10 protein-coding genes are annotated in these 9034 nt (G+C 64.1%); 5 read left to right on the forward strand and 5 right to left on the reverse strand.

Going from position 1 to position 9034, the window contains the following annotated elements; all coding sequences use genetic code 11:
• Positions 1-8 precede the first annotated feature (8 nt).
• The 5 genes from EN994_RS07925 to EN994_RS07950 all read left to right on the forward strand — a co-directional run bounded on the left by EN994_RS07925 (position 9) and on the right by EN994_RS07950 (position 3633).
• On the forward strand, positions 9-824 hold the full coding sequence (locus EN994_RS07925) for an SDR family oxidoreductase (protein WP_063168969.1): 816 nt from the start codon (positions 9-11) through the stop codon (positions 822-824).
• 39 nt (positions 825-863) lie between these two features.
• Positions 864-1349, forward strand: coding sequence for a MaoC family dehydratase (locus tag EN994_RS07930; RefSeq protein WP_263484965.1), 486 nt, complete (start codon positions 864-866; stop codon positions 1347-1349).
• Entirely contained in the window at positions 1346-2377 is a 1032-nt protein-coding gene (locus EN994_RS07935; protein ID WP_063168970.1) for a phosphotransferase family protein, read from the forward strand. Before EN994_RS07930 ends, EN994_RS07935 begins: the two co-directional genes overlap by 4 nt.
• A 165-nt stretch (positions 2378-2542) precedes the next feature.
• Positions 2543-3187 (forward strand): TetR/AcrR family transcriptional regulator, encoded by a 645-nt coding sequence (locus EN994_RS07945; protein ID WP_013529665.1) that lies wholly within the window; start codon positions 2543-2545, stop codon positions 3185-3187.
• A 197-nt stretch (positions 3188-3384) separates the two neighbouring features.
• Complete coding sequence (locus EN994_RS07950; protein ID WP_013529664.1) at positions 3385-3633, forward strand: DUF680 domain-containing protein; 249 nt, start codon at positions 3385-3387, stop codon at positions 3631-3633.
• Between the two features lie 42 nt (positions 3634-3675).
• Here the strand turns inward: EN994_RS07950 and EN994_RS07955 are convergent, their stop codons facing one another.
• From EN994_RS07955 to EN994_RS07975, 5 genes are all read right to left on the reverse strand, one after another.
• A complete protein-coding gene (locus tag EN994_RS07955; protein WP_063168971.1) occupies positions 3676-4725 on the reverse strand; it encodes a Gfo/Idh/MocA family oxidoreductase in 1050 nt (349 codons plus the stop codon).
• Positions 4726-4794: 69 nt separating this feature from the next.
• Entirely contained in the window at positions 4795-5580 is a 786-nt protein-coding gene (locus EN994_RS07960; protein WP_027161369.1) for a ThuA domain-containing protein, read from the reverse strand.
• Between the two features lie 77 nt (positions 5581-5657).
• Positions 5658-5888 (reverse strand): hypothetical protein, encoded by a 231-nt coding sequence (locus EN994_RS07965; protein WP_024502775.1) that lies wholly within the window; start codon positions 5886-5888, stop codon positions 5658-5660.
• Positions 5889-5948: 60 nt separating this feature from the next.
• A complete protein-coding gene (locus tag EN994_RS07970; RefSeq protein ID WP_063168972.1) occupies positions 5949-6533 on the reverse strand; it encodes a sarcosine oxidase subunit gamma in 585 nt (194 codons plus the stop codon).
• On the reverse strand, positions 6526-9034 hold a 2509-nt coding region (locus EN994_RS07975), incomplete at its 5' end, for a sarcosine oxidase subunit alpha family protein (RefSeq protein ID WP_127307472.1). The genes EN994_RS07975 and EN994_RS07970, both read right to left, overlap by 8 nt.

Below are 9034 nucleotides of genomic sequence, written 5' to 3' on the forward strand. Positions count from 1 at the left end.
GAATTGTGATGAGCTATCTGGACGAACTGTTTTCGGTGGCCGGCAAGACCGCGCTGGTGACGGGTGCGGCGACCGGCATCGGCCGCATGGCGGCGACCGCGCTGGTCAGGGCCGGCGCCAGCGTGATGATCGCGTCGCGCAAGGGCGAGGATTGTATCAAGGTCGCCGAAGAGTTGAACCAGCTTGGTGCACCGGGCCGGGCCGACGGCTTCGTCGGCGACGTTTCCAGCGAAGCCGGCATCGCCGCACTCGTCGCCGAGGTCAAATCGCGCACCGAACGGCTGAACATTCTGGTCAACAACGCCGGCGTCTCCTGGGGCGCGCCGCTGGAAAGCTTCCCCTATTCGGCATGGGCCAAGGTGTTTGGCGTCAACGTCACCGCGGTCTTCCATCTGACGCGCGAATTGCTGCGGCTGCTCGATGCCGCCGCCAGCGACGCCGATCCGGCCAGGGTGATCAACCTCGGTTCGGTAATGGGCACGCAGCCGCTGGCCGACGACGCCTATTCCTACACCGCCTCGAAGGCTGCGGTTCATCATCTGACGCGCACACTGGCGCTCGAGTTCGCCGCCCGCCGCATCACCGTCAACGCCTTTGCCCCCGGCCCCTTCCAGAGCCGGATGACGGCATTTGCCACCGCCACAGAGGAACAGGCCAGGCACGTCGGCAGCCATGTTCCGATCGGCCGTATCGGCGCACCGGATGACATCGCCGGCGCAACGCTCTATTTGTGCAGCCGTGCAGGCAGCTATGTCACTGGCGCCATCTTGCCGATCGACGGCGGACAGTCGGTGCAGCATGGGCTGACCTTGTTCAAGGAATGACATTTTCCGGCCACAGAAGCCGGGGGTGAACTGGAGGACATGAGCGTGGAACCGATCAGTCTCGATGTGCTTCTGGCCAGTGTCGGCAAGGAGGTCGGCGTGTCGCCGTGGCGGGTGGTCACGCAACGCATGATCGACCAGTTCGCCGACGCCACGGACGACCATCAGTTCATCCACTGCGATCCGGAGCGGGCGATGCGTGAAACGCCGTTCGGCGGCACCATCGCGCACGGCTTCCTGTCGCTGTCGCTGTTGTCGGCGATGACCTTCGAGACCATGCCGCCGCTGGAAAACGGCAAGATGGGCGTCAACCACGGCTTCGATTCGCTGCGCTTCCTGGCGCCGGTGAAAACCGGCGCGCGCATCCGCACGCGTTTCGTGCTGGCCGACGTCAAGGTCAGGCCGTCGGGCTGGGTGCAGACCGCGCATGACGTGACGATCGAGATCGAGGGTTCGAAGAAGCCGGCACTGACCGCGCGCTGGCTGACGCTGACCTTGATCGAACGCCAGCCCGAGACGGCATGAGTGATCCCGTTCTCGACCAGGCAGCGCTTGCGCCTTACCTCGAGGCGAACATACCGGGCTTTTCCGGGCTTGCGGCAGTCGAGAAGTTCAAATCCGGCCAATCGAACCCGACCTACCTTTTGACGGCGGCAAGCGGCCGTTACGTGCTGCGCGCCAAGCCGCCGGGGCAATTGCTGAAATCGGCGCACCAGGTCGACCGCGAATTCAGGGTGATGAGCGCGCTTGCCGGCACCGCCGTGCCTGTGCCGGCCATGCTGCATCTGTCGGCGGAAGGCTCGCCCATCGGCCGCATGTTCTACGTGATGGATTTCCTCGACGGCCGCATTTTCTGGGATCCGGCTCTGCCGGAGGCTGGCGACAATGATGAACGCGCCGCCATCTACGATGCCATGAACGACACCCTCGCCGCCCTGCACGAGGTCGATGTCGAGACTGTGGGGCTCGGCGATTTCGGCCGGCCGGGCAATTATTTCGAGCGCCAACTGGCGCGCTGGACGAGCCAGTACCGTGCCTCGGAAACCGGCACCGTCGCCGACATGGACCGGCTGATTGCCTGGTTGGAAACGCATATGCCCGTAGATGACGGCCGGATCTCACTGGTCCATGGCGACTACCGGCTGGACAATCTGATCTTCGCGCCGGACCGGCCAACGGTTCTGGCAGTGCTCGACTGGGAACTTTCGACATCAGGCCACCCCTTCGCCGATATCGCCTATCAATGCATGCAATGGCGGCTGCCGCACGCTTCCGGCTTTCGCGGCCTGGGCGGTATCGATCGTTCCGCACTCGGCCTGCCTTCCGAAGAGGACTACGTCGCCGCCTACTGCCGGCGGCGCGGGCTCACCGGTATCGGCAACTGGACGTTCTTCCTCGCCTTTTCCTTCTTCCGGCTGGCTGCCATCTGCCAGGGCGTCTTCAAGCGGGCGCTGGACGGCAACGCCTCCAATCCCGAGAAGGCGAAAACCTATGGCGAGGCGGTGAAACTGCTTTCGTGTCTTGCCGCAGAACTGATCGACAGGGAGGCGTGATGGGCCATTTCGAGAGAGGAACGGTGCTGATCACGGGGCTGCCAAAATTCGAAAAGCGTCGGCACGATCCGAAGCATACCGTTTGGGAACTTCCCGTGCCCTTGTCCGTTTCCGTACAGCGTATATAATTTAGCCAGCCACCAACCCAACCGAAGGCACCAGATCTTGCCGCAGAGCGTCCAGACACGCCGCGAGAAACAAAAAGCAGAACTGCGCTCCGAATTGCTCGAGGCCGCGCATAAGCTTGTCCAGGAAGAGGGCTATGAGGGCCTGACCATCCGCAAGCTGGCCAAGCGGGTCGGCTACGCCCCGATGTCCGTTTATTCCTACTTCGCCGACAAGCAGGACATCCTGTTCGCTCTGGCCGAGGACGCATTCGAGACGCTTGCTCGCCGCATCGAGGAGCATCCGTCCGATGATCCGATCGCAGCCTTGCAGGCGGTGATGACGGAATATGCCGCCTTCGGGCTCGGCAATCCCAACGAATACCGCACCGTATTCATGACCGAAAAGACCAAGCTGCCGGAAGGCAGGAGCTACGACGACATGGAAGAGAGCAACCCGGCGATGAAGGCGCTGATCAGCCGGGTCGAGGCCTGCGTTGCCGCCGGAAAATTGCAGGGCGATCCGCGCGCCATCGCCACCATGCTGTGGGCGGTTGGCCACGGCACGATCTCGCTGCTCATCACCTTTCCATTCTACCCCTTCGGCGACCCGCAGGCCTTCGTGAAGCGGATGTGCGATTTCACGCTCGCCACGCTCAGCACGCAAAACGTCCCGCCATTGACCGAGACACCGGTCAACTGCTGACCTTTCATTTCCATATTTTCTCTCCGCCCCAGCCAGACCCTGGGGGGATTTCTTGGTTAACGAAAAATTTATCGTACGCGTACGGTTTTCCCTTGAATTCCCAATCGACGGCGTATATGTACAGTCTATCGTACATGTACGAGAAAAATTCACCCGTCGGTACGAATTGAATTCGACCCGGAAACCGGAGACTGACAATGAAAAAGACACTCCTCACCCTCGCCGCCGTGCTGGCACTTTCGGGCTCGGCTTTCGCCGCCAACACCACCCATCCGGTCAAGCATGCGCCGGTGGCGGCCTGCGTTGACACCAAGACCAACCTGAAGCTCGATTGCGCTTCGACCGGTTCGGTCGAGAAGAAGGGTGCCACGGAAAACACCGCTGAAGGCAAGGGCCCGCGGCTCGGCATCAGCATCAATCCGTGGATTGTGCCGAGCGCATTCTGATATCAGCAAAGATCACGTCTGGCCGGCACAAGTCGGCCAGCTTCAAGCGACCGAAATCGGCAGCTTCGCCGCTGAACTTTCAAAGGCTGCGTCGATCAGCTTCTGCATGTCGGCGGCGCGCCGGAACGACGGATCGCCATTCCGGCCTGCATCCAGCGCATCGGCAAAGCGTCGCGCATTGCGCTTGACACTGGGCAGATCCAAAGTCCGCCAGCGCTGAAGATCGACATCCCCGCCGAGGCAGGCCGACAGGCTCGATGCCTTGCCGTCGGTCTCGACCTTGATGGCGCCCTGGGTGCCGTGCAGGGCCAGCGACAGATCGTTGGCGTGACCGGTCATGTAGCGGCTCGCCACGATCGTGGCGAGCGCGCCGCAATCGAGCCGCGCCGTCATTGCCACGCTGTCATTGGCGTCCAGCACATAGTCGCCGATGCGCTCGCCCTCGGCCTTCGGAAACGTCACCAGATCGGCATGCAGGCTGACGATATCCTGGCCGGCGCCATAGGTGGCGAAATCCAGGATATGGATGCCGACATCGCCCAGCACGCCGGTCGAACCGTGCCGGCTGGACAAGCGCCACAGCCATTTGTCCTCGACCCGCCAGTCACCCCATGATTTGCTGACCAGCCAGCTTTGCCGGTAGCTCGCCTCGACATGGCGCAATGCGCCGATCTCGCCGGCCTGAACCATGCGCCGCGCCTCGTGGATCGCCGGTGAGTTGCGATAGGTGAGGTTGACCATGTTGATCACCCCGGCAGCCTCGGCCGCTTCGGTCATAGCAAGTGCGTCGGCATGATTCGGCGCCAGCGGCTTTTCGCAAAACACATGTTTTCCTACGCCGAGCAGCGCCAGCGTCGTCGCCCTATGGGCACCATCCGGCGTCGCGTTGATGGCGGCATCGAACTGGCCCCAGGCGATCGCCGCCTCCAGGCTCTCGAAAGAATCGCCGATCTTGCTGGCCGCGGCGAACGCCGCAGCGCGACCGGGCACCTGGTCGACACAGGCGACGATGCTGCAGCCGGGAATCCCGGCAAACTCCTCGACATGATGCCCGGCGATACCGCCGGTGCCGAGCAGAAGAATTCGATGCATTAGCCCCAAGCCCCCAAAATCAACTCACGCCTTGGGCAACTCAGGCCCGATCAGCTCAGGCCGCCCCAATCAGCTCAGGCCCTTGTCGCCATCGGCATGCAGGCGCAGCCCCTTCTGCACGATCTTCTCCTTGGCCGCATCCGTCGGCACGTTCGGCGCATTGGTGATGCCGGACCAGGCCGGCGCCGGATTGTGCGCCCAATGGACGGCGTTGCGCAGCACCTGCTGCACGCCCTCATTGTGATAGATCGGATAGGTTTCGTGGCCGGGCGAGAAGTAGAAGATCCGTCCCGCGCCGCGCTGGTAGGTCAGCCCTGACCGGAACACCTCGCCGCCCTCGTACCAGGAGACGAACACCGTCTCCAGCGGCTCCGGCACCGCGAACGGCTCGCCATACATTTCGGTCTCGCCGATCTCCAGGCACTCGCCAATGCCTTGCGCGATCGGGTGGCCGCGGTTGATCGCCCAGACGCGCTCGCGCTCGCCCGCCTCGCGCCATTTCAGCGAACAGGGCGTGCCCATCAGCCGCTTGAAGATCTTCGAGTAGTGGCCGGAATGGAGCACGATCAGGCCCATCCCTTCCCAGACCCGCTTCTGCACCCGCTCGACGATCTCGTCCTTGACCTCGCCATGCGCCGCGTGGCCCCACCACAAAAGCACGTCGGTGGCCGCCAGGCGCTTTTCGCTCAGGCCGTGCTCGGGCTCCTGCAAGGTGGCGGTGGCCGCCTCGATGCCCTTGTCCTGGTTGAGCGCGGCGGCGATGGTGCCGTGCATCCCCAAGGGATAGAGTTCGCGCACGGCTTCATTGGTCTGCTCGTGGACGTTCTCGCCCCAAACGATCGCTTTTGTCGGCATTTTCATCTCCCAAAGCGCTTTAAATAGCACGCCCAAGGAGATTGAGAAGGTCCGATGCGATCTGGCCCGATGGAATACTAGGTCTTGCGCTTCTTGCGCCCCGGCACGGTCTTGGCCTTGCCCGGTTTCGCCGGTGCGCCGGGGATGGCGGTTCCGGTAATGGATACCGGATCGCTGGCCGGGAACGTGTCTTCGAGGCCTTCCTCGAGTTCCTCTTCGGCGCTCGGGGCTTCATGTCGCTCATGTTCGAGCGAGCGGACGGCCGATGTCTTTTTGACCGGCGACTTCGGCGCGGAATTCGACGGCATCGGCATTTCTCCCTCGGCGTGCGGATGCAGAACGAGCGTGCCCTGCAAAACGTTCCGAGTTCAGACCGCCGCGTCGCGCGATCCCTCGGACAGGAAAGTAAAGACATAGTCCGAGAAGGAACGCCAGCATTCGACCCGGAAGGCATCGGCGGCTGTGCGCAACAGCACGATCTCGGTCTTGCCCAGGATGGTGCGCGACGCCGCGCCCACCGGGAAGGCGTCGAGCGACAGATCCTGCGGGCAGCCCGCATTGATCGTCGCCGCTGCCCCCGCGCCCGTCACTGATATCGCGATGTTGCGATGCGAGATGCCGACCGCCGAGTGCAAAGCGGCAACCCCGGCGCAATCGGCCAGCGGATCGTTGCCGGCTTCATCGATGACAAGCCATTCGTCGGGGCCGAGCCACAAGGCGGTGCGCCCGCCCTTCGAGGAGGATGTCTTCGGCTTTTTCGGCAAGGTCACGCCGAGCGCCTTCGAAAGCGCTGCGGCCGAAGCCTCCGGCGCACGCAGCGAAATGCGCTCGGCCGGCGGCAGCACCTCGACCTTGACGGCGGCAGCAGTGGTGCTGCGTCCAGCCAGCGCCGGACGGCGCTCGACCGAAGGCGATGCAGCCGGAGCCGTCTTCCTTGCAGCGGCCTTAGCCATTGAGGCGCCCTCCCGTCTCGTCGAAGAACACCATGCCGGTAACCTCCACTTCGATCACCCCGTTCGGCATCGGCACGTAGAGCGTGTCGCCCATCCGGTCGCGGCCGCCGGCGACCAGCGCCAGCGCGATCGAGCGGCCGCAATTTTCCGACCAGTAGCTCGAGGTGACGTGACCGATCATCTTCATCGGGATCGCCTGCTTGGGGTCGGCGACGATCTGCGCGCCTTCCTCCAGCACCACCTTTGGGTCTTTCGTTTTCAAGCCGACCAGTTGCTTGCGGCCCTTGGCGACCAGGTCGGGCCGCGCCATGCCCCTGATACCGACGAAGTCGGTCTTCTTCTTGCCGACCGCCCAGTCGAGACCGGCATCGTTCGGCGTCACCGTGCCGTCAGTGTCCTGGCCGACGATGATGTAGCCCTTTTCGGCGCGCAGCACGTGCATCGCCTCGGTGCCGTAGGCGGCGGCGCCATGCTTCTGGCCTTCGGCCCAAAGCGCTTCCCAGACCGCCTGGCCATAGTCGGCAGGCACGTTGACCTCGAAGCCCCGCTCGCCGGTGAACGACATGCGGAACAACCTCGTCGGCACGCCGCAGATCTTGCCTTCGCGCACCGACATATGCGGCAGCGCCTCGTCCGACATGTCGATGCCTTCGACCAGCGACGCGATGATGTCGCGGGATTTTGGTCCCTGCACGGCGATGACAGCCCATTGTTCGGTGATCGAGGTCAGCCAGACATTGAGATGCGGGAACTCGGTCTGGAGATAGTCCTCCATGTGGTTCATGACACGCGGCGCGCCGCCGGTCGTCGTCGTCACATGGAAACGGTCGGGCGCCAGCCTGCCGACGACGCCGTCATCATAGATGAAACCGTCCTCGCGCAGCATGATGCCATAGCGGCAGCGGCCGGGTTCCAGCTTCTCCCAAGGGTTGGTGTAGAGCAGCTCCATGAATTTGGCCGCATCCGGCCCGACCACTTCGATCTTGCCCAGTGTCGAGGCATCGAACAGGCCGGCAGTCTTGCGCACGGCGACGCATTCGCGGTCGACAGCAGCATGCATGTCCTCGCCCGCCTTGGGGAAATACCAGGCGCGCTTCCACTGGCCGACATCCTCGAACACCGCGCCTTGCGCCTCGGCCCAGGGATGGATCGCCGTTTTACGCGTCGGGTCGAACAGCGGCCCGCGCGCATGGCTGACGATGGCGCCGAAGGTCACCGGCGTATAGGGCGCCCGGAACGTGGTCAGGCCGACCTCCGGGATCGGCTTTCCCAGCATCTCGGCGGCAATCGCCAGGCCGTGCATGTTGGAGGTCTTGCCCTGATCGGTGGCCATGCCGTTGGTGGTGAAGCGCTTGACGTGCTCGATCGAGCGCATGCCTTCGTGCACCGCCTGGCGGATATCCTTGGCGGTGACGTCGTTCTGGAAGTCGACAAACGCCTTCACCGTGGTGTCCGGCCCGGCGCCAGGAGCCGCACCCAGCATGCCGCGCGACCAGCTCTCCGAGGTGTCGACCTTCGGCTTCGTACCCTTGGCGGTTTTCGCGCCCGCATCCCTGGCCGCTTTGGCGCCCGCGGCATAGGCCTCGTCGACCGTCGCCGATAGGCCGTCGGTACCATTGCAGGCGCCGACAGAGACACAATCCTGCGCATAGGTGCCCGGCACGAAGCGCTTGGTCTCGTCGTTGAAGGCGACCTTGCCGCGCGACTGCGAGAACAGATGCACCGACGGCGTCCAGCCGGCCGACATCAGGATCGCGTCGACTGGAATGATGCGTTCGCCGCCGCCATTCTTCGGCTGCACCGTCATCGAGGAAACGCGCAGCTTGCCGCCGGCGCGGATCACCGCGCGGCCGAAATTGACCTCGATGCCGAGCGCCCTCGCCTCGTCGATCACCGGTCCGGTCGGATTGTCGCGCAGATCGACGATCGCCGCCACGTTGACGCCGGCCTTCTTCAGGTCGATCGCCGCTGCATAGGCGGAATCATTGGCGGTGTAGACGCCGACATTCCTGCCGACCGCGACGCCATAGTGGTTGAGATAGGTGCGCGCGGCACCCGCCAGCATGATGCCCGGGCGGTCGTTGTCGGCGAACACCATGTGGCGCTCGATGGCGCCCGAGGCCAGCACCACGCGCTTGGCCCTGACTTGCCACAGCCGCTCGCGCGCCAGATCGTGGCCGGGAGCCTTCAGATGATCGCTGACACGCTCGACCAGGCCGACGAAATTCTGCGCGTAATAGCCAAACGCCGTCGTGCGCGGGAGCACGCGGACATTGTCCATCGCGGCGAGCTTCGCCACGGCAGCTTGCGCCCAGGCAAAGCCGTCCTGGCCGTCGATTTTCGCGCCGCTCTCGAAACGCAGGCTGCCGCCGAACTCGGCCTGCTCGTCGGCGAGGATGACCCGCACGCCGGTCTCCGCCGCTGCCAATGCCGCAGCGATGCCCGCCGCACCGCCGCCCAGCACCAGCACGTCGCAATGCGCATAGCGTGACGAATAATGG

Source organism: Mesorhizobium sp. M7A.F.Ca.CA.002.09.1.1 (assembly GCF_003998555.1).
In the GTDB taxonomy this organism is placed as follows: Bacteria; Pseudomonadota; Alphaproteobacteria; order Rhizobiales; family Rhizobiaceae; genus Mesorhizobium; species Mesorhizobium ciceri.

Bases quoted from the DNA above. Each gene is read 5' to 3' on its own strand.
- EN994_RS07970 (WP_063168972.1), bottom strand. From the start codon at position 6,533: ATGGCTAAGGCCGCTGCAAGGAAGACGGCTCCGGCTGCATCGCCTTCG.
- EN994_RS07930 (WP_263484965.1), top strand. From the start codon at position 864: ATGAGCGTGGAACCGATCAGTCTCGATGTGCTTCTGGCCAGTGTCGGC.
- EN994_RS07955 (WP_063168971.1), bottom strand. From the start codon at position 4,725: ATGCATCGAATTCTTCTGCTCGGCACCGGCGGTATCGCCGGGCATCAT.
- EN994_RS07925 (WP_063168969.1), top strand. From the start codon at position 9: ATGAGCTATCTGGACGAACTGTTTTCGGTGGCCGGCAAGACCGCGCTG.
- EN994_RS07960 (WP_027161369.1), bottom strand. From the start codon at position 5,580: ATGCCGACAAAAGCGATCGTTTGGGGCGAGAACGTCCACGAGCAGACC.
- EN994_RS07965 (WP_024502775.1), bottom strand. From the start codon at position 5,888: ATGCCGTCGAATTCCGCGCCGAAGTCGCCGGTCAAAAAGACATCGGCC.
- EN994_RS07935 (WP_063168970.1), top strand. From the start codon at position 1,346: ATGAGTGATCCCGTTCTCGACCAGGCAGCGCTTGCGCCTTACCTCGAG.
- EN994_RS07950 (WP_013529664.1), top strand. From the start codon at position 3,385: ATGAAAAAGACACTCCTCACCCTCGCCGCCGTGCTGGCACTTTCGGGC.